The organism is Methylobacterium sp. D53M, from assembly GCF_053345625.1.
Map to the genome: position 1 here is coordinate 287,787 of NZ_JBKFAL010000004.1, position 25,690 is coordinate 313,476.

The window sequence follows — 25,690 nt, forward strand, 5'->3', positions numbered from 1 at the left end:
ATGGTGCCGCGTCAGAGACCCCGGAATGCCAGCATCAGCGCGCCGACGGCGATGCCCCACAGGGCCAGCGTCGACCAGATCGCGCGGTAGCGTTCGTTGCGGGCGAAGCGCTCCAGCCGGCGGGCATCGCCGGTGCCGGCCTCGTCGAGGCGGACCAGCACGCGCTTTAACCGCATGGCAAGGTCCGGGATGTCGCCGACGACGTCGGAGACGACCTTGAGGGCGTCCAGGCCGCTCTGCGCCCGGCCGACTGGCCCCATGTTGCGGGCGATCCAGGCGCGCACGACCGGCTCGGCCGTGGTCCACATATCGAGGCGCGGGTCGAGGGAGCGGGCGACGCCCTCCACCACCACCATGGTCTTCTGGAGCATCACCAGCTCGGTGCGGGTGCTCATGTCGAACAGGGCCGTGACGTCGAACAGAAGGGTCAGGACCTTGGCCATCGAGATCTCGTCGGCCCGGCGCTGGTGGATCGGCTCGCCGATGGCGCGGATCGCCTGCGCGAAATCCTCCACGGAGTGGTGGGCCGGCACGTAGCCCGCCTCGAAATGGACCTTCGCCACCCGGCGGTAGTCGCGCAGGATGAAGCCCAGCAGGATCTCGGCGAGAAACCGGCGCTCGTTCGGGCCGAGGCGGCCCATGATGCCGAAATCGACCGCGACCAGCCGGCCCTCGGCATCGACCAGCAGGTTCCCCTGGTGCATGTCCGCGTGGAAGAAGCCGTCGCGGATCGCGTGTTGCAGGAAGCTCTGGATGACGGTCCGCCCGATGGTCTGCGGATCGTGCCCCCGGGCGGCGAGCTCCGCGGCGCTGTGCAGGCGGGTCCCCTCGATCCACTCGGCCGACAACACCTCGCGGGCGGTCAGCTCCCATTCCGGCCTCGGCACACGGAAGTCCGGATCGTCCTTGGTGTTCTCGGCGAGCTCGGAGGCGGCCGCCGCCTCCAGGCGGAAATCCATCTCCATCAGCACCGAGCGCGCGAGGATCTCCACCACCTCGCGCGGGCGCAGCCGCTCCGCCTGCGGCGACAGGGCGTTCACCACCCGCGCCATGAAGCGCATGACCTCGAGGTCGCGCATAAAGCGCTCGCGGACGCCAGGCCGCATCACCTTCACGGCGAGGGCGCGCTGCGTGCCGTCGGGATCCTGCACGATCGCCTTGTGGACCTGCGCGATCGAGGCGGCGGCGATCGGCTCGCTGAACGACACGAACAGGGCGCTCACGGGCTTGCCGAGGGCGGCCTCGACGGTGCGAATCGCGACCGCCTGCGGGAAGGGCGGCACCCGGTCCTGCAGTTTCTCCAAGTCGAAGGCCGCGCGCATGCCGACGATGTCGGGCCGCGTCGCCAGGAACTGGCCGAATTTCACGTAGGACGGGCCGAGGCGCGTCATCGCCGCAGAGAGCCGGGCCGCCCCGTCGTCGAGGCCGGGCCGCTCGAGGGAGCGGCCGATCCGCAGGGCGAGGCGCAGGTGTGGGGGCAGCTCAGAGGGGTCGACGAGGGCGAGGGCGCCCTCGCGGGCCAGCACGAAGCCGACCCGCGCGCCGCGAAACAAGTTGACGGCGGCGCTGATCACCGGTGCTGGCTCCCGTCGCGCGCGGCGGCGGTCAAGAGACCTTCCAGCCCGAATGGATCGCCACGATCCCGCCCGTCAGCGCCCGGTCGGTGACGTGCCGGAAGCCCGCGCGCTCGATCATGCCCGCGAAGGCGCCACGAGTCGGGAACTTCCGGATCGACTCCACGAGGTAGCGGTAGGACTCGGCGTCCCCGGCCACCCGGGCGCCGATGCGCGGGATCACGTTGAACGAGTAGGCGTCGTAGATGCGGTCGAGCAGCGGGATGTCGACGGCCGAGAATTCCAGGCAGAGGAAGCGCCCACCGGGCTTCAGCACCCGCCGCGCCTCGGCCAGCGCCGTCTCGATCCGCGGCACGTTCCGGATGCCGAAGGCGATCGTGTAGGCGTCGAAGGACGCGTCCGGCAGCGGCAGCGCCTCGGCGTTGCCGGTCACGAAGGCGATCCGGTCGCCGGCCTCGTCGACCTTGCGCTCCCGCCCCCGCTCGGCGCCGACCCGCAGCATCGACTCGTTGATGTCGAGGACGGTGACTCGGGTGCGCGGACCGCCCGCGGCCAGCACCCGGAAGGCCACGTCGCCGGTGCCGCCGGCGACGTCGAGATGCGCGAAGGCGCGGTTCTGCGGCGGCCGCAGCATCGAGACGAGCTGCGCCTTCCAGGCCCGGTGCAGGCCCGCCGACATCAGGTCGTTCATGATGTCGTAGCGGCGGGCGACCGAGTGGAAGACGCTGTCGACGCGCCCCTGCTTCTCGTCGAGCGCCACGCGCTCGAAGCCGAAATCCGCGCTCGCGCGCTCAGACGCCCCGTCTCCGGCCTTCATGACGCTCCCAATCCTCGATGGGCGCGTCATAGCGAAGGTCGCGCCCGACCGCCATGCGTCGAAACACGCGGCTGGGGACCGACCCCGGTGCTGCGACGCGCCGAAGACGTGTCTCAGCCGACCCGGGTGCGGAGCGCGTCCGCCACCGCGCTGGCCATGGCGCGCGTGCCCATCGGGTTCGTGCCCTCGCCGGCGATGTCGGCGGTGCGCGCGCCGCCCGCGAGGGCGTCGGTGATGGCGCCGTCGAGGGCGTCGGCCGCGTCGCCGAGGCCGAAGGAGTAGCGCAGGCACATGGCGAGCGAGCCGATCATGGCGATCGGGTTGGCCTTGTCCTGGCCGGCGATGTCGGGCGCCGAGCCGTGGACCGGCTCGTAGAGCGCGCGGCGCAGGCCGCTCGCGTCGACCGCGCCGAGGGAAGCCGACGGCAGCATGCCCAGCGAGCCGGTGAGCATGGCGGCGATGTCGGAGAGCACGTCGCCGAACAGATTGTCGGTCACCAGCACGTCGAACTGCTTGGGCCGGCGCACCAGCTGCATGGCGCAGTTGTCGGCGAGGACGTGCTCGAGCTGCAGGTCGGCGTAGTGCTCGGCGTGCACCTTGGTGACGACCTCCTTCCAGAGAACGCCCGACTTCATCACGTTGTGCTTCTCGGCCGAGGCGACCCGGCCCGAGCGCTTGCCCGCGAGGTCGAAGGCCACGTGGGCGATCCGCTCGATCTCCGCCGTCGTGTAGACCTGGGTGTCGACCGCCCGCTTGGAGCCGTCCTCCAGCGTGGTGATCTCCTTCGGTTCGCCGAAATAGACGCCGCCGGTGAGCTCCCGCACGATCATGATGTCGAGTCCCTCGACCAGCTCGCGCTTCAGCGCCGAGGCCTCCGCCAGCGCCGGGTAGCAGATCGCCGGCCGCAGGTTGGCGAAGAGGTCGAGCTCCTTGCGCAGGCGCAGCAGGCCGGCTTCGGGGCGGTTCTCGTAGGCGACACCGGCCCATTTCGGTCCGCCGACCGCGCCGAGCAGGATCGCGTCCGCGTCCCTCGCGCGTTGCAGGGTCGCGTCCGCGAGCGGGACGCCGTGCGCGTCGAGGGCGCTGCCGCCGACGAGGTCGGTCTCGGTCTCGAAGGTCGCGAGACCGGTCTCCTTGAGGGTGTCGAGCACCACCTGCATGCCGCCGGCGACCTCCGGGCCGATCCCGTCGCCGGGGAGGAGCAGGAGCTTGTAGCTGGCCATGACGGTCTCGCGGGTTCGGTCTCGACGTGCCGGCGGGCTTTATCGAGGCTGCACCGTCATTGGCAAGCTTCGGCGCAGCGCCCGCCCGCACGCCGGGGCGGATCGCGCACCGCGGTCAGAGGATCACGACCCGGCCCGTGCCGATGTCGTAGAAGCCGCCCACGACCTTCACCCGCTCGGCGGCGACGGCCTCCGCGATGATGGGGCCGGCCTGCTCGAGGCGCCGGACGCTGTGCCGGACATTCTGGGCGATGGCCTCGGCGAGGGGATCCTCCGCACGCGCCTTCTCCGCCAGATCGACCGCCGGGCGAATCGCGTCGATCAGCACGGGGAGATGACCGGGAAGGGTCGCGTTGGTCTTCATGACGTCGATCGTCGCCTTCACGGCCCCGCAATCGGAGTGGCCGAGGACGAGGATCAGCGGCGCGCCCAGGACCGACACGCCGTATTCGAGGCTGGCGAGGCCATCGGTGGTGACGAAGTTGCCGGCGACGCGGACGACGAACAGATCGCCCGGTCCCTGGTCGAAGATGAAATCCGGGGCGACCCGGGCATCGGCACAGCCGACGATACACGCGATCGGATACTGCGCCGCGGCCCGCGCGGCGCGACCGGCCGAGAAGTCCCGGTTCGTCGACGTGTTGGCGACGTAGCGGCTGTTGCCGTCGCGCAGCCGCGTGAGGGCCGCCTCGGGCGTGATGGCGTTCGATCGCGCGCCGTCGGGGGCCGCCTCGGTCCGCCGGATCCCGGCGGAAGCCACCATCACGGTACCGGCCGCGGCCGCGGCCAGCAGGCCGCGCCGGGAGAGAGAGGGTCGATGCAGATCGCACACGGTGGACGGTCCCCTTCGCATCTGACGCCGGCCAGGCCCGGCAGACCGCTCGCTCCGGCAGCGCTGAGACAAGCACTGCGAGTCGTAGCCCCGCGCGTTCTTCACCACCGAGTCCAAACTTTGCAGGGAATCCTGGACCGAAGGCCGGGCGCGCGGCATCCCTTCGGTTGGGATCCGGCTGAGTCGGGGCGCGGATGTTGGACGATCATTTCCGAGCGCGGATCACTCTGCTTCGATCCGAGCGCGATTTCCGCCTGGCGGTCGCCGGTTACTGCCAGAGCATGATCGAACCGGCGCAGATTGTTTGGCCGAGCCACAAGCCGCTCAATCAGATCGGGCGCTACGTGGTCTCGTTCATGCTGATCCACAACGACTACGCGTGGCGGCACCACGGCGGTCCCCGCCCCACCCTGACTGTCCTCCAGGCGATGGTGGGATCGAGCCCGAGGCAGACGGCCGGCTTCGTGTCGGCCCTGAAGGCCGGGCGATTCGTCACCGCGGTGGCGGATCCGGGCGACGGGCGCGTGAAATGCCTGCAGGCGGCACCGGCCCTGGTGACCGAGATCGCGCGGAGCGGGCGGCTGTTCGTCGCCGCCATGGACGCGGTGACCCGTCGCGACCCGGGTCGCGCCGGGATGCTCGACGGACCCGACCGGCTCGGGGAGCTGGTGCGCCTTTCGGCCGCCCACGTGCTGAGGCACGGCACGCTCATCGCGGCGTTCCCGCGGGTGCTCCATTTCGCTGGACGGGACTGCGGCTACCCGCTGCTCACGGCCCTGGTCGGGGCCCATTATGCCGCAACGGTGCCCGGCGCGCCGGCGGCGGTGTCGCTCAGCCTGCGCAGCCTCGCCGAGCGGCTGGACGTGTCGCGGGCCCATGTCGGCAACCTGCTCGGCGAGGCCGAGGCCGCGGGATGGATCCGGATCGCTGGCGGCCACCTGACCGCCTTCGACCCGACGCTGCTTGCGGAGTTCGAGGTCTGGGCCGCCGGGCAGATGCTGTTCTACGACGATCTCGCGGCAGCGATCCTCGCGGAGGCGCCGGCCGCGCCCGTCCCGGCCGGCGCCTCCGGACACGTCGGTCTCGCTTGTGTTCCGGTCGATCCGGGGATACCTACGGGCGGCACCGCGCCGTGAGAACGTCCCGCGCGGGTCGCCGACAGGAGAGACGAGCCTTGGCCAGAGCCGGCTCAGCGATCGAGACCGCCCGCGCCGCCTCTACGGCGCTGCGGTCCCGTGCGCGCCGCTCCGGGCTCCTTCTTCCGCTTCTGCTTACCCGCCCCTGAGGGCCGTCCGGGCGCGCGCCTGGGCCTTCAGGGGAGTTCTTTCATTCGCGAATCCGCCCGCGAGGGCACCACGCCGCGCCGCGCCATCACGTGCCGGGCGGCCCGCGACAGGGTAATGCCATGACTACGACCAGCACCGCTTCCGCCCGCGACCGGATCCTGATCTTCGACACGACGCTCCGCGACGGCGAGCAGTGCCCCGGCGCCACCATGACCTTCGACGAGAAGCTCGCGGTCGCCGAGTTGCTCGACACGATGGGCGTCGACATCATTGAGGCCGGGTTCCCCATCGCGTCGAACGGCGATTTCGAGGCGGTCTCGGAGATCGCCCGGAGGACCAAGCGCGCGACCATCGCGGGCCTCGCCCGCGCGATCCCCGCCGACATCGCCCGGGCCGGCGAGGCCGTGCGCCACGCCAAGCGCGCGCGGATCCACACCTTCGTGTCCACCTCGCCGATCCATCTCGCGCACCAGATGCGCAAGAGCCAGGACGAGGTCGTCGAGATCATCCTCAAGACCGTGGCCCAGGCCCGCGACCTCGTCGAGGACGTGGAGTGGTCGGCCATGGACGCGACCCGCACGCCGCTCGACTACCTGTGCCGCTGCGTCGAGGCGGCGATCAAGGCCGGCGCCACGACGATCAACCTCCCTGATACGGTCGGCTACGCCACGCCGTCGGAGTACCGCGACATGTTCGCGAACGTCCGCGCGCGCGTGCCGAATGCCGACAGGGCCGTGTTCTCGGTCCATTGCCACAACGATCTGGGCCTCGCGATCGCCAATTCCCTGGCGGGCATCGAGGGTGGCGCCCGGCAGGTCGAGTGCACGATCAACGGCATCGGCGAGCGGGCCGGCAACGCCGCACTCGAGGAGATCGTGATGGCGCTGCGCACCCGCGCGGACGTGCTGCCCTACGAGACCGGCGTCGAGTCGACCATGCTGACCCGCGCCTCGAAGCTCGTGAGCCACGCCACGAACTTCCCTGTGCAGTTCAACAAGGCGATCGTCGGCCGCAACGCCTTCGCGCACGAGAGCGGCATTCACCAGGACGGCATGCTGAAGAACGCCGAGACCTACGAGATCATGACGCCGGCCTCCGTGGGGCTGACCAAGACCTCCCTCGTGATGGGCAAACACTCCGGCCGAGCGGCGTTCCGCTCCAAGCTGGAGGACCTCGGCCTGCACCTGTCGGACAACCAGTTCCAGGACGCCTTCGACCGGTTCAAGGCCTTGGCCGACCGGAAGAAGCACGTCTACGACGAGGATATCGAGGCGCTGGTCGACGAGAACCTCGCCACGGCCCACGACCGCATCCGGCTGGTCTCGCTGTCGGTCATCGCCGGCACCCGCGGACCGCAGCGCGCCACGCTGCGGATCGCCGACGAGACCGGCACGCGGATCGAGGAGGCGGACGGCAACGGGCCGGTCGACGCGGTGTTCAACGCGATCTCGGCGCTGGTCCCGCATCAGGCGCAGCTGGAGCTCTATCAGGTCCATGCCGTGACCGGCGGGACGGACGCGCAGGCGGAGGTCTCGGTGCGGCTGCGGGACGGCGAGCGCAGCGTCACCGCGCGCGGCGCCGATCCGGACACGCTCGTGGCGTCGGCGAAGGCGTATCTGTCGGCGCTGAACAAGCTGTCGGCCCATTCCGTGCGCGTGCATGCACAGCATGCGGCGGCGGAATGAGAAAAAGCGGCGGCCGGGGGTGGACAGGCCCCGGCCGCGTTGGTATCAGCCCGCCACCCCGGACGGACTTGGTGGCCACCGGGCGGTCGCAGAAGCGATCGGGCGCATAGCTCAGTTGGTAGAGCAGCTGACTCTTAATCAGCGGGTCCTAGGTTCGAACCCTAGTGCGCCCACCAAGACTTAGCCTACTTCCTGCGAACCGGACCTCAATCCCGGTGAGCGAAGGGTAAGAAGGCGAAGCGATCAACAATCTTCATTGCAGCGATGAGCCGCTCTCCGTTCACCGAACTGCGACGGGCGAGCCAAGACCGCGGAAGCCTCGCTTCATGGCCGAGGGCTACGATTCGGTTGGCCAAGCCATCGCAGCGCTTCGAGATTGAGTTCTGACGGTCGGCTTCGAAAATACACGTCGATGGAGGGGACTGGCTCACGATCGTCACCGTCGCACGATTGCGCCTCGCCCACATTCCCCTCTCTCCGCGCAAGCTGCCGAAAAAGCCCCGCGCGGCGGTGCCGGCGGGGCTGAGGGTCGGCGCCGGATGTCCCGATCGACGCTACGCTGCCAACAGCGCGATCCAAGACCCTGCCGCATCCATCCGCTTGGCGCACATCAAGAGGCCATCGGCCGAGCGACGCACTTCGACACGATGATGTACGTGCGGAGCGAGGCGTACATGCACACCGAGGTCGAAGCCGCATCGCCCGTCGCCGAAGCCGGCCGCAGCAAGGTCCGACCGGAACTCGGCCGCCACCGCGAACGCGACGACGGCACCGTCCACCAACACGTCCAGGCACAGCGGGGTGTCGGGATGCGCCTCGTCGCGCGCCCAGCCCCCGACGTGCAGCAGGCCATCGCCCGTCACGACGCATCGGTCCAGCCACGCTCGCACCGGGCCCGGCTCTTCAGCACCGTCGAACGAGACAGCGCGGAGGGCTAAGCGCCCGCGCAGCGCGGCCAAGTCGGGACCGAGTTCGGCGCGCGGAGCGTAGGGCATGCGCCCGGTGCCGACGTCGAGGGCCTGCACGCCATCGAAGCCCCCGCGCACGCCGGGCGCCGCCAGGAAGCTCTCCGCCGGAGCATTCTCCGCGAGCAGCAGGTCGTGGGTGTCCAACTCGACGTGCCAGTAGGTGAGATCCGCCACCGCTTCGCCACGCGTGATGCTCGAGCCGTTGACCAGATGTCCCGCGGCCGCGAGCAGCCCGTCCAGCCACAGGCAGTGATCTGGAGAGACAAGCAGGTCGCGGGCGGGCACGCCCTCGCTCAGTGCGTCGGCCCGGATGCGGACGGGGCGCTCGGCCGGGGGAACCATCGATCCCCGGTACGCGCGGGTGCCGATCCAACGGATCGGGCGCGGCGTACCGGCAACCGTGATGGCGAGATCGCCCACCGCGAGCTGCTCCACCGGCACGTCCGAGATGACCCGATCGCGCAGGACACGGATCCGCGTCCCGGTCACGTAGCAGGGGGCTGGGTTGGCCGGCTGAGATGGGTTCGTGGGGTTCGGGGCCGTAGCGGCGCGCACGATCGTGCCGCCCTGGCCGTCCGACACCGCCGCGAAGCTGGTCGTGCGGGGGGCCGACAGCACGAAGTTCTCGCTCACCTGCCCGCCACCGGAGCGGGTGCCGGTGATGGTGATCGAGCTGTTCGCACTGTTGTAGCTGACGCTGGAGTTGCTCAGGCCGGCGAGCGCGATCTCGTTGCCCGAACCGAAATTGGAGATGGTATTGGCGAAGGTGCCACCATTGGCCGGCTGAGCGGCCACGTTGAGCCCGAGGCGCGCTGTCGCCGTGCCCGACATCGTGCCGAAGGTGATCGTCCCCGTGCCGGCCGAGGTCGGACCGCCGAGCTGAAGGGTGCTCAACACCGCGCCGCCGTTCGAACCGATCGTGGTGCCGCCGGAGTAGGTGCTGACCCCTGTCAGCGTCTGCGTGCCACCGTTGACCGCCACGCCGCCGGTACCGGAGATCGCGCCGCTGTAGCTGGTCGAACCATTGGTGATGGTCAGGGCCTGCGCACCGAGCGTCGTCCCGCCGGTGCCCGAGAGCGTGGTGATCGAGGCACCGGCCGTCGTCCCCGAGATGTCGAACGTGCCGGCGTTAGCTACGGGTCCGAGATTGTTGGGAGCGTTGCCGAGGACGCGCAATGTCGTGGCGCCGCCGGCGATCCCGAGGCCGCCGTTCAGCGTTCCCGTGCTGGGGGTCAGGCTGTTGGTGCCGCCCGTGACGTTGATAGCGACGGCCCGGACGGTTGTGCTGCCGCCGGTGAAGCCGCCCGAGATCGTGCCGGTGTTGGTGATGGCGATGTTCGCGCCGGACAGACCGGCTCCCCCCTGGCCCGCGACGCCCGCCGTCCCGCCGTTCGCGGCTCCGCCCAGGCCGCCGTTTCCGCCCGTGATCTGGCCGGTGTTCGTGCCCGTGCTCCCGTAGAGGAACAGTCCGATGCCGCCGTTACCTCCGCCACCGCCGAAAGCGCCGGGACCGCCGGCGGCACCGCCGGCACCGCCGTTCCCGCCGGTGATCTGAGCGCTGGCGATGAAGGATCCGGGGCCGGGCTCAACGAAGCCGTAACCACCGCTGCCGCCGCCGCCACCTCCGCCCGTCCCGTTGCCGGCACCGCCCGTTCCACCGGTGCCGCCGGTCCGGGAAAAGGTGAAGCCTACGCCATTCCCGGTGTTGGAGAGGTACTGGCCGTGGCTGCCGCCGCCGCCGCCGCCGCCGCCATCGCCGGGATTCGGACCGGCGAGGCCAGCCCCGCCAGCCCCCCCGAAAAAGCTGGAGCCCGTGTTGGTCGAGTAGGCGCCACCCGTTCCCGACGTGTTGGTGACGGTCCCGCCAGCCGCCGCGCCCCCGTTGCCGCCGGCGCCTCCGACTGAGCCCGCGGCACCGCCCGCACCTCCGCCGCTCCCCTGGGCAGAAGCGCCGCCGTTTCCACCGGCCGCGCCGGTGCCGTTCGCCACCTCGTCCGCCCCGGGCTGACCGCCGGTGCCGTTGACCGGATCTGCGCCGCTCCCGCCCTGACCGCCCGACATCGCCGCGTTCCTAACCATCCGCATCGACCCGTCATCCGCAATCTTGCGCGGGCGGGTGCTTGCCGTCAGCGTGACGCCTGTAGGCCCTCGGAGTCGAGGATGCAGCGTCGCCTAATCGGTGATCGCCGGGCTCGAGACAGCGTTTTCTGATCCATGTGCTCTCTCCGTGACAGGAGGTCGGACTGATCTGGCACGGAAACTGATTTGATGGCCTTTCATGCTCCTCTTCTGGGAAGAATAGTTCTTAACAAGTCGTGGGATTGGTTCGCACGCCACTCATGCGCCCCAGCGCAGGGGTCGATCCGGATGTGGTCCGTCCGCAGTGCGACATATCTCAGAATGGATTCGGCGAAGTCCCGCGCGACGAATGCCGGCGGGGCTGAGGTCGGCTCAGGGCTGGGAGCTTAGTCTGCGCGCGGGCGGCGCGGCTCCTGTCAGCCGGGGGTCGCAGGCGGATCCTTCGGCGCGGTGCGATTGCCGATGATAATCCTGACCATCGGCGTCAAGAGCGCCTGTGCCGGGAGTCAGGCTTGAGCGCGGCCGGATCTGCCGGGCAGGCAATGCGCCACCGCCGCGACAGCTCAGTGTGCGCTGGTCCGGCATCCGCTGCGGCAACCTTGACGCCTGGGTTGCGACGTCGAAGACTTATGCACAATCGATATTGAGAGGACGCTCGAAGGCCGAAACCTCGCTCAATTTCACTCATGGAGAGCGTTGCGCCTCGGCCTGTTGATGGCCCCACGGGTGTAACTGAGGATAGATTTTGCGGTTCGGGCGAGCACTGTTTTACCATTCAACCTGAAGCGAAGTATCAGTTTTGCTACACGATTAGGTAAGAAGGTCATGGAGAGCGCCGCGCTCAGGGTCATCAATTTCCTCGCCGAACCGTACCAATTCGGAAAATAGTCCGCCAGCTCGATTACCTGTTTCAAAGTGAGTTTTTTCCCAGAGACAATATTGATATATATTTGGTCTCTCAGATATATATAATTTCTGCGACTTCCAATAATGTCATGATCAATTTTTCTGACGGAAAGTATATGCTTTAGATGTTCCATGCGATTGTAAAAACGTTCTTGATTGTATTGAAGCCGCTCGACTGAAGGCAAGCGCCCAGTCGAGGAAATATTTCTGTCGTGAACCCTATAGTAGCCCAGCACCTCATTAAAAGTATAGATTTCACCCAAGAATGGAGCCGCGATAAGGATTACACCGTCCACCGAATCATAGGATGCCTCCCGAAGAAGATCGCACACGTCTCTTCGAAAAATATTCCCCGAGGTCGGAGGGGAAACATATATTCCTGTTTCAGAGATATCCTGAATGTAGGAATTTTTGATCTTCTGATTACTCAGATCAGGGAAAAATCTACCCTGCTCATCACTATTTTCATCGATTATTGACAAAGGGAATTGGAGTTTGGAGTATTTGTCGTCTAATTTCTCGACAATTTTCTGTAAAGCGCCCGAAGAAATCTTATCGTCAGCATCCAAAAACAGCACATGATTGGCTGTCGTATTATCTAATCCGAGTACGCAGGCGCTTACAGAGCCGCCATTTTGCTTACGTAGACATTTTACCCCAGTGCCCTGAATTAAAGTCCAAGAATTATCCGTCGATCCATCGTCCACGACGACCAGTTCACATTCCTCAGATAATTGTAAACTTACACTTTCGATCGCTTCGACTATATATTTCTCGTAATTATAACAGTTGACAATGATCGCGAGCTTCTTGGTACCCATCTGTCGGCTCCCAGTTCAACCACTGGAACCCGGGGGTCCAGCCGCGAATCATTCGCATCTGAGTCTATCTTCGACTGCTAGTACAGCAAATATCATCCATACGGATACGGGTAATTTTATTGAAATTCTAGTAGCGGCCAGTCCAGATCAAGCAAAGTAATTTTCGACCGTAGTTTTCAATTTTCGACTCGCTCCGACATTATCGCATGGTGAAATTTTATTATTATTCACGGATTGCCAGCAAGTGTTTGAATTAAAGTGACAACAGATCTAAATCGAGCGATAACAACTTCCCGGTTCGGAAAAATTGTTATGTCCAATTGGAAATATAACTTCAAAATACCCGACTGAGTGGTCCGCAACGATTGTGTGGCCAAGAGAAAATTTGACCCCTGATCGAGCGCCACCTTCCTCTCAACGATATAGATAGTGTGGTTGTAGACATCGGCCACGCGCGCTCGGGATCCTGAGATGTGGTCGAGCACTGCATCGACACCGCGAGGCAGAACGCCCCCCGTTCATGCCAGTGGACACCGTCCGCCGCAGATCTCTCAACCGCCACTCCGTGACGCCAGACCGCTTGTTTGTCGCGGCCTTCGCGTTCAACAATCCCGAGAACCTGGCAGCGCCCCCACCGAACAGGAGCGGCCAGCCAGCACTGGGCTGGACCTTTGCAAGCAGGTCGAGCCGCGGGACAGCGGCCCGTCGAGCGGCGGACTGTTCTTGGTCCGCTGGCCCGGTAGTCGCCAGATGCCGCTCGCGAGATCGAGTTCGGCCCGCGTCACGCCCGCCACCGCCTCGCGGCGCTGACCGGTCCGCGTTCGCGAGCGGACGATGCGGCCGAAGTCGTCATCCCGACAACCCTTCAACGCAACCTTGATCTCGTCGGGCGCGAGCAACCCGGCAGCGCTTCTCCTCCTGGGCCGTCTCGATCGTGCCGACTACTGGGTCGGGCTCGGCCCTGCCGTTCCCGATCAGCCACCCAAAGATGGCTGAGAGCGTGGCCCGCGCCCTTTTCGCCGCGTCCGGCTCGTTCTCCTTCAAGATCACTCCGAGGCGCTCGGCGACTGTCGCCCGGCTCACAGCGTGAAGCGACTCGCGCAGCTTCCCGGTGGCTGCTCGGTCTTCGATCCGAACGTCACGGTGGCCCGCGCCTCGGCGGAATGCTCCTCGTCAGGCGAATCCGACCCGAGCTTGGCCAGCGCCGGCCGCTCGCTCGCCGCTCGCCAGGCATCGGTCGAGCAGCACGACCCGGCCGAGGGTGTCCCGCTTGGTCTGACCGATCGCGTTGCGGCATTGGACGATCCGCTGCCGCGAGCCGCCCGCGCCGACGCGCAGGCCGAAGCCAGGGAAATCGAACACGACCAGGCGTTCTATTCCGACCGAGAGTTCGCGGCGGCAGCGGTCTGATCGGCGAGGCGCATTCCGGCACACAGGCGGAGCGATTTCAGCAGTGCCCAGCGTTGGACAATCGGCGGGTCCATCGATTTCAAGAGCGCGCTCAAGCTGTCGGCGACGCCGGCAAGCAGAACATGCGGGTCTCGGCGCTCGGAGCGTCGTCCTCTTAACGCAGCGGGTCCCAGGTTCGAACCCCAGCGCGCCCACAGAGCCTTCGAGGGCCATGGCCGAACCGCTCGGCAGCGTACTCCGCCAACCTTTCTTGCCTTCGGCGCGTCCTACGAAGGTGCGGCATGTTATCCGATCTCGACGTGGGGGCGCCGTCCCGGTTAGCTGGTGTGGCACGGATCGGAGGGTCAGGAGGGAGCTGTGACAGGAGTTCGGCTGCGCGTGTCCGCCCCAAGGTGTCGTGTCCGCGCCGGTCGCGTCGGCGTAACGCCCTGCATGTCCGGCAGAGAGCGGGTTCGGGAGGGGACATGACGTCCACCGCTCTCGCCGTGATGATGGCCGGCGTGCTGGGGGCCTTCTGCACGATCGTGTTCGCGGTCGACTGGGTACCGGGCTCCGTCGTTGGATTGCCGAACCTGCCGAGCCGGCGCGTGATCGGCCTGTGGGTCTACAACGGCGTTCTCTGCCTCGCCCTGGCCGCTTGGTTGGTGTGCACGTATTTCTGCACCGTCGACGGCTACGACGACATTCCCGCGGTGCGCGACAGCTACTGCAGGCCGCACGCGACCGTGGGCGCGTGACCAGCGCTTCTCCGGGCTCGGCGGGGTGCTGTGGCCCGCCGGGGGCCACCCTGAACGTCGGGTCTGCGGCGGCGCGGTACGGGTCAGGGCCTGACCAACAGTCCGCCGCGCGGCACGCCGACGGCGCTGGATCGGCCGGTGACGTCCGGCCGGAATGCCCGGCGCGGATCTGCTAGCTGAGCTTGTCGTCGGGCTCCGTGGGCTCCACGCTCGTGCCCAGCGCACCGCCCGCGGGCGGATCGGTCCGACCGCGCTGGTCCCGGCCCGAGACTCCGTCCGTCTCGCCCGCCCGCTGCCCATGCGGGTGCAGCGCGTGACGGTTGGCGCGGGCCATCTCCTTGTGGGTCGGGATGGACCGCCACGGCGCGGAAGCGGTTCCCAGGCGAAGCGTTGAAGGGGACCGCGTGAGGAACACCGCGAGCAGGACCCACGGAATGACGAACACGGCGAACGCGGTGAGGCCCATGGCGGTCCTCCGAAGAATTCAGCAGTAACGGTTGAAACTCCGGCGACTCAGTACTGATCCCGCAAAACTCACTTTAATCGATACTGCACCGCAGCGCGTCCTCCCGCGCGCAAGACGCGGAACACGATCGACCGGCCAGACCGTCGGACCACTGCCGGCAACCCGGCGCGTGACGCGTGCGCGCGGCACGCCTTCGTCCTCCGAGCCCTGTGCCGGCCGCGGTGGGTGACCTCAGCCCGGCGGCCGCGTGCGGACCGTCGCGAGTTCCTCGCGCAGATAGGGCGCCGTGCGGCCGGCCGCGGCCGCGGCGACGATCTCGGGCCGGCCGGCGGCCACGACGGTGCCGCTCTGGTCGCCGCCGCCGGGGCCCATGTCGATCACGTGGTCGGCTTGGGCAACGACGCGCATGTCGTGCTCGACCATGACGACGGTGTTGCCCGCGTCGACCAGACCGTTGAGCTGGACCATGAGGCGGTCGACGTCGGTCGGGTGCAGGCCGGTCGTCGGCTCGTCGAGGACGTAGAGCGTGCCGCCGCGCTGCCCGCGCTGCAGCTCACCCGACGACAGGGTCGTGGTCACACGGTCCAGCGAGAGGTAGCCCAGGCCCAGATCCGCGAGCGTCCCGATGCGCGCGATGAGGTCCGAGGCCAGGCGCTGGGCGGCGAGGCGCTTCTCGATCGACAGGTTCGGCGTGACGCGCACGTCCGGCGCGCCCGCATGGGCAGAGCCCCCGGACGCGGCACGCTCGGCGCGGTCCTTCCGGCCCACCGCGCGGTCGAGGGTGGCGGGTGCGGCGTCGGCCTCGGGCTGCCGGTCCTCGGCCGCCGGCCTCAGGGCCTCGGCGAGCGCCGAGAGCGGCATGCGCGAGAGCGCGCCGATATCCAGCCCCGCGAACGTGACCGAGAGCGCCTCGGGCTTCAGCCGCTTGCCGTAGCAGGCCGGGCAATACTCGCTCACGAGGTAGCGCGCGGCGCGGCGGCGCATCAGCGCGCTCTGCGAGTTGGTGAAGGTGCCGAGCACGTGGCGGCGGGCGCTGGTGAAGGTGCCCATGTAGCTCGGCTCCAGGCCGCGGCGGCGGGCGAGCCGCGTCTGCTCCGGGGTGAGGCCAGCATAAACCGGCTCCTGCGGCTGCTCGTCCGTGAACAGGATCCAGTCCCGGAGCGTCCGGGGCAGCGCTTTCCAGGGCGTGTCGACGTCGACGCCCCGGCTGACAAGGATGTCCCGCAGGTTCTGGCCGCCCCAGGCCTGCGGCCAGGCCGCGACGGCCCGCTCGCGGATCGTCAGGGACGGGTCCGGCACCATCGAGGCTTCCGTGGCCTGGTAGACCCGACCGAGGCCGCCGCAGGACGGGCAGGCGCCCTGCGGCGTGTTGGGCGAGAAGTCCTCGGCGTAGAGCATCGGCTGGCCGGGCGGGTAGGTGCCGGCGCGCGAGTACATCAGGCGCACGAGGCTCGACAGGGTCGTGACGCTGCCGACCGAGGAGCGCGCGCTCGGGGTGCCGCGCTGCTGCTGGAGCGCGACAGCGGGCGGGAGGCCCTCGATCGCGTCGACGTCGGGGACGCCGACCTGGTCGATCATACGCCGCGCGTAGGGCGCGACCGATTCGAAATAGCGGCGCTGCGCCTCCGCGTAGAGGGTGCCGAAGGCCAGCGAGGACTTGCCGGATCCGGAGACGCCCGTGAACACGACGAGCGCGTCGCGCGGCATCTCCACGTCGATGTCGCGCAGGTTGTGCTCCCGCGCGCCTCGGACCGTGACGTAGCCCGTCCGCCCCGCGCCCGCCCGCGCGACCGTCGTCTCGCGCCGGGGTTTCGCTTGGTCCATGAGCAGCCTTCTTGAAGGAGGCCGGCGCCCCCGCGAATCGTGAAATCGGGAGACCGGAGACCGGCGCGGGCGACGGGGCCGTCACCGCGCGGGTCGCCGCGGCGACCCGTATACCGTCCGGCCCGCAAACCGAAACCGGACCGCGCCGGGAACGCGTCAGACATCTGGCTTCGCGGCGGAGCGACCGGGACAGCTCGGTCGCAGGCCAGGACCGTCGCCGCAGCACCACCGGACCGGATCAGGTCACGGGCCTTCTCCTCGCTCACGGCGACCGGCGGCCCGAGACGTGGGGTGCGGTCGACGGCCTGGCGATTTTCCGAAGGCGGGCGCAGAACGTGCGGGCGCCCCGTCGAGGAACCGAGCATGGTCAACGAGCACGTCGCGATCCGGACCGAGGACGGCGTATGCGGGACGCACGTCGTCGCGCCGGACGGCGCGGGGCCCTGGCCGGCCGTGATCCTGTACATGGATGCCGGCGGTATCCGACCGGCCCTCGTCGACATGGCGCGGCGGCTCGCGACCGGCGGCTATCTCATTCTGTTACCGGACCTCTTCTACCGCTACGGGCCCTATGGCCCCTTCGTCCCCGCTGACGTGTTCAAAGGCGATTTCCGAGCGATCCTCGGCCCGCTGATGGCGACGACGGACAATCTCAAGGCCGCGACCGATACAGCGGCGCTCCTCGCCTATCTCGACACGCGCGACGACGTCGCGGGGCGCGCGGTCGGGGTGGTAGGCTTCTGCATGGGCGGCCGCATGGCCATCACGGCGGCCGGCACGTATCCGGACCGGTTCGCCGCCGTCGCCAGCTTCCACGGCGGCAATCTCGCGACCGAGGAACCCGCGAGCCCGCATCATCTGGCACCCGCGCTGAGGGCCGAGATGTATATCGCGGCCGCCGAGAACGACGGAAGCTACCCGTCCGCGATGGCCGAGAGGCTGGAGACGGCGCTGTCGCGAGCCGGTGTTCGGTATGCGGCGGAGACCTATCCCGCCGCGCACGGCTGGATGATGCCGGACTTCCCCGTCCACGATCGCGCGGCCGCGGAGCGCGGCTGGGCGGCGATGGGCGCCCTGTTCGACCGCGCCCTGCGCAGCACGGGCTGAGCGCTGCCGCGTCGCTAAGCGGCCACCGGCAGCCGCAGCACGTCGTCCATCGTGATCGGCCGGCCGGCCTCGCAGCAGAGATGGAGCAGGGTGGACTGGCGGAACCGCAGGTCGCCGGTCACCTCCTCGCCGAGCCAAGCGGGCTTGCTGAAGGACTGATCGGCCCGCGCGAGTTCGACCTCGGCCAGGACCATCCCGGCCAGCGAACCCTGGAAGACGTCGACCTCCCAGGTCAGCCCGTCGTGCGGCACGCAGTAGCGGATCTTCTCGATCACGTTGCCGGTGCACACCTGATCGACCATGGCGGCGCCGTCGGCATGCGGGATCTCGTACTCGAACTCCGCGCGAGCGATGCCTTCGCGCGCGCCCTTGACCGTCAGCCAGGCACGCTCGCCGTCGAGCCGCACCCGGACCTTCCCGCGCGCGAAATGACCGACCAGGCCGTCCTTCAGGTGCCGAATGGATGTGGCCGCGTCGCGCCAGCCCGCGCCTGCCACGAGGAACTTCCGCTCGATCTCTAATCGCATCCACGCGTCCATTGCTTCGGCCGGACGCCTCGTAGCCCATCGGGGCCGCCGAGTCAGGCGGACTGGGGCATCCGGTGCGGACGCACGGGAACGGGACTCGGCCTCGACGCAGATGTGCCGCTCACCGTTGCGGCAGAACGATCGTCAGCCTCTCGGATCGCCGTCGATCCGGCGACGTCGTGCCCGGGCGCGAACCGCGCCGTCCGCGTGACCGAGTCGATGATCGCGGGAGCGTAAACGACAAGCGGCGGCGCTGCGAACGATGCGCCTGCAAAGGAACGCGGCCGTTCTTGCACAATATTTTCTCGTCGCTGTCTAAATCGGTACCAATGCTGCAGTGCATTAAGAACTCATGACGGTAAAATTCCGGACGCGTCGTCTTCCCGCCAGAAAGCGTCGCAGGAAGGCAAGCCCGTGAGGGGGCCGCCGGTAGCTTTTCATTTTCATTGATAAAAAGCTTGCTCAGCTCAGGGCAATAATCGACGGCTGTAAAATGCAATAAATCGCAGAGATCGTAACCACATAGGTCGTATTACCTTTGCGGGCGTGAGCAAGATCTTCGGCTGGAGCTGCGCGAGGGCCTCGCGACCCGGGACCGAGATGATGCACGTGCTCCGGGCCGAGAAGGGCTACATCATCGTCGGCCAGGAGACGGACGGGACCGTCACCCCGGACGCTGTCGGGCTGGCCGGCATGATCGCCAAGGCGAAGACGGATTTCGTCGGCAAGCGCTCACTCGCCCGGCCCGACGGGGTCGCCTCCGGCCGCGAGCAGCTGATCGGGCTCGCCTCCGACGACCCGCGATGCGTCCTCGACGAGGGCGCGCAGGTCGTCGCCGACCCGACCCAACCGATCCCGATGCGGATGCTCGGCCACGTGACGTCGAGCTACTGGAGCGCGAATTGCGACCGCTCCATCGCGCTGGCCCTCGTGGTGGGCGGACGCGACCTGCTCGACCGGACACTCCACGTCACGATCCCGGACGGCTTCACCACCGCGACCGTGGCCGAGCCGGTGTTCTTCGATCCGAAGGGGAGCGCATCCATGCTTGAGGCACGCTACCGCACCGCCCGGGCGCTCCCGCTCGGCCGCACCGAGGCGCCGGCCGGCGCCGGACTCCTGATCCGGCCGGCCAGAGCCGAGGCGCGCTTCTCCCTGCGCCTGCGCGGTCCCCGCACGTCGGCGGCCGGTTTCCCCCTCGACCGCCCGATCAACACCCTGTCGGGCGACGAGACTCGGTGGATCGCCCGCCTCGGCGCCGACGAGTGGCTGATCGACGCGCCCGAGACCGATGCCGACATCCTGGCCGCCGCCGTGAGCACCGACCTCGCCGGCCGGACGCACGCCCTCGTGGACGTGTCGCACCGCAATGTCGGGATCGACGTCCGCGGGGACGCGGCCGCGATCGCCCTCAACGCCGGCTGCCCCCTCGACCTCGGCGACGCTGCCTTCCCGGCGGGCAGCGCCACCCGCACGGTCCTCGCCAAGGCCGAGGTCGTGCTGATCCGTCGCCCCGGCCCGGTCCCGATATACCGGGTTGCGTGCTGGCGGTCCTTCGCGACCTACGTGTATGGCTTGCTGCAGGAAGCCGCCTTCGGGGCCGGCCCGCTGGAGAGAGCCGCCGCGCGATGATCAGCGCCTTCGATCTGTTCAAGATCGGGATCGGCCCGTCGAGTTCCCACACGATCGGGCCCATGGTGGCCGCGCGCCGCTTCCGCGACCGCGTCGCCGGCCGGTCCGGCGTCGCGCGGGTGTCCGCGGAGATCTTCGGCTCCCTCGCCTGGACCGGGCGCGGCCACGGCACCGACGTGGCGATCTTCCTCGGTCTGCTCGGCCACAAGCCCGCGACCGTCGATCCGGACGCCGTGGCGGGCTACACGCGAACCCTGGCCCAGACCGGCGCCATCAGCCTGCCGGGCGTCGCCTTCGACACGACGAAGGACCTTGTCTTCAACTTCACCGAGGTGCTGCCCCGCCACACGAACGGCATGCGCTTCCGCGCCCACGACGCCGACGGTGCCGTGCTGGACGAGGTGGTCTGCTACTCGGTCGGCGGCGGCTTCGTCGAGGAGGAGGGGGCAGCGGAGACCGGCGGCCCCGGCGCCGTCGCGGTGCCCCACCCGTTCGAGAGCGGTGCGGACCTGCTGCGAATCTGCGCCGAGACCGGCCTCACCATCCCGCAGGTCCAGATGGCCAACGAGCGCGCCCTGCGCGGCGAGGCCGAGATCGAGGCCGGGCTCGACGCCGTCCGCGACGCCATGCTGGCCTGCATCAGTCGCGGCCTGCGCATGGACGGCGAGCTCCCCGGCGGCCTCAGGGTCCGGCGGCGCGCGAAGCGCCTGTACGAGACCCTCGAGGCGAACCGCCTCACGAACAGCCGGCCGGCCCACGAGATCATGGACTGGATCAGCCTGTTCGCCCTGGCGGTGAACGAGGAGAACGCGTCCGGCGGCCGGATCGTCACGGCGCCGACCAACGGCGCGGCCGGGATCGTGCCGGCGGTGCTGCGCTACATCGTCGACTTCTATCCCGGCTGGAGCGAGGCGCGCGGCCGCGATTACCTCCTCGCCGCCGCGGCGATCGGCGGCCTGATCAAGCGCCGGGCCTCGATCTCGGGCGCCGAGGTCGGCTGCCAGGGGGAAGTCGGCTCCGCGGCCGCCATGGCGGCCGCCGGGCTTGCGTCCGTCCTCGGGGGCGACGCGCGGCAGGTCGCCAACGCCGCCGAGATCGCCATGGAGCACCATCTGGGCATGACCTGCGACCCGATCGGGGGGCTCGTCCAGATCCCCTGCATCGAGCGCAACGCCTTCGGTGCCAACAAGGCGGTGGCGGCCGCATCCCTCGCCCTCCACGGCGACGGGGTGCATTTCGTCAGCCTCGATCAGGTCATCGAGACGATGCGCCAGACCGGCCACGACATGCAGGCCAAGTACAAGGAAACCTCCCTCGGCGGCCTCGCGGTCAACGTGGCCGCCTGCTGAGCGCGACGTCCCGCGCGGCCTCGCAGGGGATCGTGTCAGGCCGCCTGCGACGCCCCCGGCAGCGCGAACGGCTCCGGCGCGTGACCCTCCGCGCGGAGCGCGGCCAGCAGGTCGGCCGGCGTGATGTTGAGGGTGCGCGTGCTCACCAGGGGATGGACGTTGATCCGCGCCTCCGCGAGCAGGCTGTCCTGGACGAAGATCCGCACGCTGCCCGGCGCGGCGTTGAGGGCAGCGAGCGGCGACACCGCGCCGCTCGCGACGCCGAGCTGCTCGCCGAGCGCCTCGGCACTCGCGAAGGACAGGCCGCCCCGCGCGCCGAGGACGGCCCGGAACGCCTTCAGGTCCACCTGGGCGTCGTGACGGAGCGTGACGAGGAAGTACGTCTTCTTGCCGTCGCGCAGGAACAGGTTCTTGGTGTGCGCGCCGACGATGTCGCCGCAGGCCGCCATCATCGCCTCGACGGTCAGGACCGGCGCGTGCTCGTAGAGCTTGTAGGCGACCCCGAGCGCGCGCAGCCGGGCCAGGAGATCGTCGGAGGTCAAAGGCATCGGGTTCCTCATCGGGGTTCGGAGGCCGGCGGCGCGAGGACGCCGATCCGGCGCAGGTGAGCCAGGATCTCGCGCGGCCGCGTCGGGCTCGGGCCGCACGAGCAGGCGCCCGCCGACGGCCGCCGCCTCTCCGGTCGCAGCCCTCAGCCGCTCCGCCGCCGAGCCGCCGGACGGCGCACCTTTCACGATTTTCGGCCGGCGGCGATAGGGGCGCTCCTCGAAGACCGGGACGGGGGCCGCCGCCGCGGCCGGGTCGCCCGCAACGGTCTCGATCACGCCGTGCGGCGCCTGCCCGTAGGCGAAGGAGAGCGGCGCGGGCGCGTCGGGATGGATCGTGGCCAGGACCGGACCGCGCAGGCGCACGCGGCGGCGGGCACCGCGGCCGAGGGTCTGGTCGAGGGACAATGCGCCCGCGTCGCCGGCCGCGAGGGCGACGATATCGGGGATCAGGAGGCCGTCGAGGGCCTCCGCGACCGCGTAGGGAACCATCCCGGTCTCGTCGCCCCCCTGGCCGCGACGGCCCGCGAGGATCAGGCCGGGCGCCATCCCCGCGAGGCGCGTGGAGAGGGCCGGCACCGGATCTGCCCCTGCCGGCACGCGGACGTGGACGATCCGGGACAGGCCGTGGCCCAGCGCGACGGCGGCCGCGGCCGGCCCGGCGTGGAGGCCCACGGCCTCGCCGAGGCCCGTCGCGAGGCGGATCGCCTGGGCCTCCAGCCGCGACAGGGCCGTCGCGCCCGAGACCGGATGCCGTCCCGCGGAGAGGAGCACGACGCTGGTCACGGGCTGCCCACCGGGCACGCGGCTTCCTCGGCCAGGAGCCGCAGCAGGGCGGGCATGACCGCCTGCGCGTCCTGCACGATGGCGAGGCCCGCCCGCTCGATCATCGCCGCGTGCAGGTCGGTGTTGACCGCCACGACGTGCTCGCAGCCCGCGACACCCTGCAGGTGCTGCGGCGCGCCCGAGATACCGAGGGCGAGCTAGCAGGTCGCCGCCAGGACGATGCCGGAGGCGCCGACCCGGGTTCGGCGCGGCATCTGCCCGAAATCGCACAGGACCCGGCTCGCGCCCGGGGTTGCACGGAGCGCCGCGACGAGCTGCCGGAACGCGTCGAGGTCGGTCACCCCGTTCCCCGCGGCGGTGACGAACGCGGCGAGCGCGAGCGGCACCCTGGCCGGATCGGCCGGGACGTGCCGCACCGAGAGGACCGCCGTCCCGGCGGGCGCGGGCTTCGCCACCGCGACCGCCAGCGGCCGAGCCTCCCAGGGCGGCCCGGCATACTCGGCCACCGCGTCCGGGGCGACGGTGGCGAGCAGGCCCAGCGCGGCCCGCTGCTCAACGCTGCGGCCGCGCGCCGGGCGGATCAGCCCGGAGGCGGAGACAACCTCGGCCTGAGTGAACAGCGGCGCGCCGAGCCGGACCGCGACCCGGCGGGCGACGTCGCCGCCGTCAAGGGTTTCCGGGAACAGGACGTGCCGCGGATCGAGCGCCGTCAGGGCCGCGGCGATCCGGGCGGCCCGGCCGGCGGGATCGTAGGCGCTATCGTGGAAGGCCCGCACGGCGCCGTCGTCGTCCCGGACGATCGCCACCGAGGTCTTGCCGATGTCGACGACCATGACGTCGCCAGCCTCCGGCACGTCGGGCTCGACGCCGACGTAGATCCAGTGGCGGCCGAAGATGACCGCCGTGTCGGCCTTGAAGACTTCGGGGCTCAGGTAGAACTCGGCCGGCAGGCTGTAGCCGCGACGGCGCTGGCGCAGGAGACGCTGCAGAGGGGTCGGCGTCACGTCGAGCATGGGACCTCCGGAGCCATTCAGGCCCCGAAACTATCGCCGCCGGCCCGGCCGCCCGCTGCCACGCCAGCGATACTCGCTTGGTCAACGGCGACGTCGCGCGGACCGGCCCGTGCCGGGGGCCGGGGCGCCGCTACTCAGCGGCCGACCGCGTGACGGTCTCCGCCCCGTCGTCCACGCCGAAGCGCGCGATGCTGTCCTCCAGCCGCAGCGCGGCGTTGATCAAGGCCATGTGGGAGAAGCCCTGCGGCGTGTTCCCGCGTTGCGCCCCGGTGGCCGGGTCGATCTCCTCGGCGAGCAGCCCGACATCGTTGCACCGGGCGATCAGGCGCTCGAAGGCGGCCCTGGCCTCTCCGGTCCGCCCGTCGAGGGCGAGGCAGCCGACCCGCCAGAACGCGCAGGCCGTGAACGTGCCCTCGTCGCCCTCCAGCCCGTCCTCCATGCGGTAGCGGTAGATCAGGTCGCCGACGCCCAGTTCGCGCTCGACCGCCGCCAGGGTCTCGCGCATGCGCGGCTCCCGCGGGTCGAGGGCCCCGAACAGGGCGACGCGCAGGACCGCGGCGTCGAGGTGGTGCGAATCGTAGGCGCCGACATAGGCCCGCTTCTCGGCGTTCCAGCCCTTCTCCAGGTATTCCGACCGGATCTCGGCGGCGATCCGCTCCCACTCGGCGATCTTCGCCTCCGGCACGCCCGCGATGTTGCGGGCGATCCGGGCCGCGTCCTGCAGGGCGACCCAGATCATCGCCTTGGTGTGGACCTGCTGGCGCGGCCCGGTGCGCAGCTCCCAGATGCCGTTATCCGCGTCGTGGCGGTGGCGGATGGCCCGGGCGGTGAGGTTGTCCAGCACCTCCGGCAGCCGGTCGTTGACCTTCTCGGGCGGGTCGTAATCGACCGCCTCGAGGAAGACGCACAGCGCCCGGATCAGCTCGCCGTAGATGTCGTGCTGGTCCTGGCACTCGGCGATGTTGCCGATCACCACCGGCCCCACCCCGTTCCAGCCGGCGAGGTGGCTCAATGCCTCCTCCGGCGGCATGTCGCCGGCGATGCCGTACATGAGCCGCGTCTCCCGCCCGAAGGTGCCGTCGCGCTCGCGCAGGAAGCGCAGGAACTCGGACGCCTCGCGGACGTAGCCCAGCATCACGAAGGCGGTGACCGTGAAAGCGGCGTCCCGCATCCAGGTGAAGCGGTAATCGTAGTTGCGGTTGCCCGGGACCGCCTCGGGCAGGCCGGCCGTGGCCGCCGCGACGATCCCGCCCGAGGGCGAGTAGGTCAGCAGCTTCAGGCACAGGGCGGACCGCATCACCGCGTCCCGGTAGGCGCCGCGATAGGTGCTCCGGGCGCACCAGCGGCGCCAGTAATCGGCGGTCGACTCCAGCCGCCTCTGGGCGCCGGCGAAATCCTCGATGCAGGCCTCGTCCTGATCCTCGCCGTGGGTCAGGACCAGGTAGGCGGTCTCGCCCTCCGCGAGGTCGAACCGGACCTCGGCCGCGTCCCCCGCGAGGGTCGGGCCTGCGTGCGCGTTGACCCGCACGCGCCAGTCCCCGGCCTCGAACAGGACCGACCCGCCCTCGACCAGCGGCGTGCACGGGCGGCGGGCGTAGTCGAAGGTCGGACGGATCCGGAACACGCCCGAGACCCGGCCCTGCTCGCAGGTCAGCAGCCGGATCAGGCGGCTCTCGCTCTCGCCGTCCGGCCCCTCGTCGGGCTCCGGGCTCGGCGGGTTGACGGGCATCAGATCGACGAGGCGCGCCCGGCCGGTCTCCGTGGTGAAGGTCGTCTCCAGGATGTTGGTGTCGGGCAGGTAGCGGCGCGCGCTCCCGGTCGGGCCGTCGAGGGCGAGGCTGCACGCCCCGCCCTTGTCGTCGTCGAGGAGCTTCACGAACAGCGCCGGCGAATCGTGGCGCGGCCAGCACAGCCAGTCGATGGAGCCGTCGCGGGCGATCAGCGCGCAGGAATGGGTGTCACCGATGAGGGCGTAATCGCTGATGGGCTTCGACACGGGGCTTCCGGATGGCGGCACCCGGTCCGCCGGGCAGGACAGAGTTCTGAGGTAGCCGGGCGTCGCCGGGCGGGGAGTCCCGCTCGACGATTCGCCGCACGGCCGCG

The 25,690-nt window shown here is 69.5% G+C and carries 20 protein-coding genes, 1 tRNA gene and 3 pseudogenes; 9 read left to right on the forward strand and 15 right to left on the reverse strand.

All coding sequences use genetic code 11. The features are described from left to right. Positions 1 to 11: 11 nt before the first annotated feature. The 4 genes from ubiB to ACLBYG_RS10520 form a co-directional block, all read right to left on the reverse strand. A complete protein-coding gene (gene ubiB, locus ACLBYG_RS10505) occupies positions 12 to 1,574 on the reverse strand; it encodes a 2-polyprenylphenol 6-hydroxylase (protein WP_447681420.1) in 1,563 nt (520 codons plus the stop codon). Between the two features lie 31 nt (positions 1,575 to 1,605). Beyond that, complete coding sequence (ubiE, locus tag ACLBYG_RS10510; protein WP_447681421.1) at positions 1,606 to 2,391, reverse strand: bifunctional demethylmenaquinone methyltransferase/2-methoxy-6-polyprenyl-1,4-benzoquinol methylase UbiE; 786 nt, start codon at positions 2,389 to 2,391, stop codon at positions 1,606 to 1,608. Between the two features lie 113 nt (positions 2,392 to 2,504). After that, positions 2,505 to 3,614, reverse strand: a complete 1,110-nt coding sequence (gene leuB / locus ACLBYG_RS10515; protein ID WP_447681422.1) for a 3-isopropylmalate dehydrogenase — start codon at positions 3,612 to 3,614, stop codon at positions 2,505 to 2,507. Positions 3,615 to 3,729: 115 nt separating this feature from the next. Continuing rightward, a complete protein-coding gene (locus ACLBYG_RS10520; RefSeq protein ID WP_447681423.1) occupies positions 3,730 to 4,467 on the reverse strand; it encodes a carbonic anhydrase in 738 nt (245 codons plus the stop codon). A gap of 260 nt (positions 4,468 to 4,727) precedes the next feature. Here ACLBYG_RS10520 and ACLBYG_RS10525 point away from each other — a divergent pair, with 260 nt between their 5' ends. From ACLBYG_RS10525 to ACLBYG_RS10535, 3 genes are all read left to right on the forward strand, one after another. After that, the gene (locus ACLBYG_RS10525) at positions 4,728 to 5,582 is read left to right on the forward strand and encodes a hypothetical protein (protein ID WP_447681424.1); all 855 of its coding nucleotides are present in this window, start codon (positions 4,728 to 4,730) and stop codon (positions 5,580 to 5,582) included. 269 nt (positions 5,583 to 5,851) lie between these two features. Next, positions 5,852 to 7,417: a 2-isopropylmalate synthase gene (locus ACLBYG_RS10530; RefSeq protein ID WP_091676703.1), complete on the forward strand. Its 1,566-nt coding sequence runs from the start codon at positions 5,852 to 5,854 to the stop codon at positions 7,415 to 7,417. A gap of 100 nt (positions 7,418 to 7,517) precedes the next feature. Next, positions 7,518 to 7,593, forward strand: a tRNA-Lys gene (locus ACLBYG_RS10535). A 378-nt stretch (positions 7,594 to 7,971) separates the two neighbouring features. On the opposite strand, the gene ACLBYG_RS10540 is transcribed toward ACLBYG_RS10535, so the two are convergent. From ACLBYG_RS10540 to ACLBYG_RS10550, 3 genes are all read right to left on the reverse strand, one after another. Next, complete coding sequence (locus tag ACLBYG_RS10540; protein WP_447681425.1) at positions 7,972 to 10,446, reverse strand: Hint domain-containing protein; 2,475 nt, start codon at positions 10,444 to 10,446, stop codon at positions 7,972 to 7,974. A gap of 698 nt (positions 10,447 to 11,144) precedes the next feature. Then, complete coding sequence (locus ACLBYG_RS10545; protein ID WP_447681426.1) at positions 11,145 to 12,191, reverse strand: glycosyltransferase family 2 protein; 1,047 nt, start codon at positions 12,189 to 12,191, stop codon at positions 11,145 to 11,147. A gap of 602 nt (positions 12,192 to 12,793) precedes the next feature. Continuing rightward, on the reverse strand, positions 12,794 to 13,090 hold the full coding sequence (locus tag ACLBYG_RS10550; protein ID WP_447681427.1) for a hypothetical protein: 297 nt from the start codon (positions 13,088 to 13,090) through the stop codon (positions 12,794 to 12,796). A 187-nt stretch (positions 13,091 to 13,277) separates the two neighbouring features. Here ACLBYG_RS10550 and ACLBYG_RS10555 point away from each other — a divergent pair, with 187 nt between their 5' ends. Then, positions 13,278 to 13,601, forward strand: a complete 324-nt coding sequence (locus tag ACLBYG_RS10555; RefSeq protein ID WP_447681428.1) for a hypothetical protein — start codon at positions 13,278 to 13,280, stop codon at positions 13,599 to 13,601. Positions 13,602 to 14,065: 464 nt separating this feature from the next. Then, complete coding sequence (locus ACLBYG_RS10560) at positions 14,066 to 14,338, forward strand: hypothetical protein (protein ID WP_020092139.1); 273 nt, start codon at positions 14,066 to 14,068, stop codon at positions 14,336 to 14,338. A gap of 172 nt (positions 14,339 to 14,510) precedes the next feature. Here the strand turns inward: ACLBYG_RS10560 and ACLBYG_RS10565 are convergent, their stop codons facing one another. Continuing rightward, the gene (locus ACLBYG_RS10565) at positions 14,511 to 14,804 is read right to left on the reverse strand and encodes a hypothetical protein (protein WP_020092140.1); all 294 of its coding nucleotides are present in this window, start codon (positions 14,802 to 14,804) and stop codon (positions 14,511 to 14,513) included. 315 nt (positions 14,805 to 15,119) lie between these two features. Further along, a pseudogene (locus tag ACLBYG_RS10570) lies at positions 15,120 to 16,628 on the reverse strand (excinuclease ABC subunit A); the annotation flags it as partial. Positions 16,629 to 16,991: 363 nt separating this feature from the next. Between ACLBYG_RS10570 and ACLBYG_RS10575 the strand changes: the two are divergent. Beyond that, positions 16,992 to 17,735, forward strand: coding sequence for a dienelactone hydrolase family protein (locus ACLBYG_RS10575; protein WP_447681429.1), 744 nt, complete (start codon positions 16,992 to 16,994; stop codon positions 17,733 to 17,735). A gap of 14 nt (positions 17,736 to 17,749) precedes the next feature. Here the strand turns inward: ACLBYG_RS10575 and ACLBYG_RS10580 are convergent, their stop codons facing one another. Then, positions 17,750 to 18,262: a CYTH domain-containing protein gene (locus ACLBYG_RS10580; protein ID WP_091677196.1), complete on the reverse strand. Its 513-nt coding sequence runs from the start codon at positions 18,260 to 18,262 to the stop codon at positions 17,750 to 17,752. Between the two features lie 591 nt (positions 18,263 to 18,853). Between ACLBYG_RS10580 and ACLBYG_RS10585 the strand changes: the two are divergent. The 3 genes and pseudogenes from ACLBYG_RS10585 to ACLBYG_RS10595 all read left to right on the forward strand — a co-directional run. Next, positions 18,854 to 19,314, forward strand: a pseudogene (locus tag ACLBYG_RS10585) (glycine cleavage T C-terminal barrel domain-containing protein); the annotation flags it as partial. Further along, positions 19,307 to 19,894, forward strand: a complete 588-nt coding sequence (locus ACLBYG_RS10590; RefSeq protein ID WP_447681430.1) for a sarcosine oxidase subunit gamma — start codon at positions 19,307 to 19,309, stop codon at positions 19,892 to 19,894. The pseudogene ACLBYG_RS10585 and the gene ACLBYG_RS10590, both read left to right, overlap by 8 nt. After that, a complete protein-coding gene (locus ACLBYG_RS10595; RefSeq protein WP_447681431.1) occupies positions 19,891 to 21,243 on the forward strand; it encodes an L-serine ammonia-lyase in 1,353 nt (450 codons plus the stop codon). Before ACLBYG_RS10590 ends, ACLBYG_RS10595 begins: the two co-directional genes overlap by 4 nt. A 35-nt stretch (positions 21,244 to 21,278) precedes the next feature. Here the strand turns inward: ACLBYG_RS10595 and ACLBYG_RS10600 are convergent, their stop codons facing one another. The 5 genes and pseudogenes from ACLBYG_RS10600 to ACLBYG_RS10620 form a co-directional block, all read right to left on the reverse strand. After that, entirely contained in the window at positions 21,279 to 21,791 is a 513-nt protein-coding gene (locus ACLBYG_RS10600; protein ID WP_447681432.1) for a prolyl-tRNA synthetase associated domain-containing protein, read from the reverse strand. A gap of 8 nt (positions 21,792 to 21,799) precedes the next feature. Then, a pseudogene (locus ACLBYG_RS10605) lies at positions 21,800 to 22,574 on the reverse strand (electron transfer flavoprotein subunit beta). Then, positions 22,571 to 22,708, reverse strand: a complete 138-nt coding sequence (locus tag ACLBYG_RS10610) for a hypothetical protein (RefSeq protein ID WP_447681433.1) — start codon at positions 22,706 to 22,708, stop codon at positions 22,571 to 22,573. Before ACLBYG_RS10610 ends, ACLBYG_RS10605 begins: the two are co-directional and overlap by 4 nt. Before the next feature lie 63 nt (positions 22,709 to 22,771). Then, positions 22,772 to 23,587: an FAD-binding protein gene (locus ACLBYG_RS10615; protein WP_447681434.1), complete on the reverse strand. Its 816-nt coding sequence runs from the start codon at positions 23,585 to 23,587 to the stop codon at positions 22,772 to 22,774. 130 nt (positions 23,588 to 23,717) lie between these two features. Beyond that, positions 23,718 to 25,583 (reverse strand): glycoside hydrolase family 15 protein, encoded by a 1,866-nt coding sequence (locus ACLBYG_RS10620; protein WP_447681435.1) that lies wholly within the window; start codon positions 25,581 to 25,583, stop codon positions 23,718 to 23,720. Positions 25,584 to 25,690: the final 107 nt, after the last annotated feature.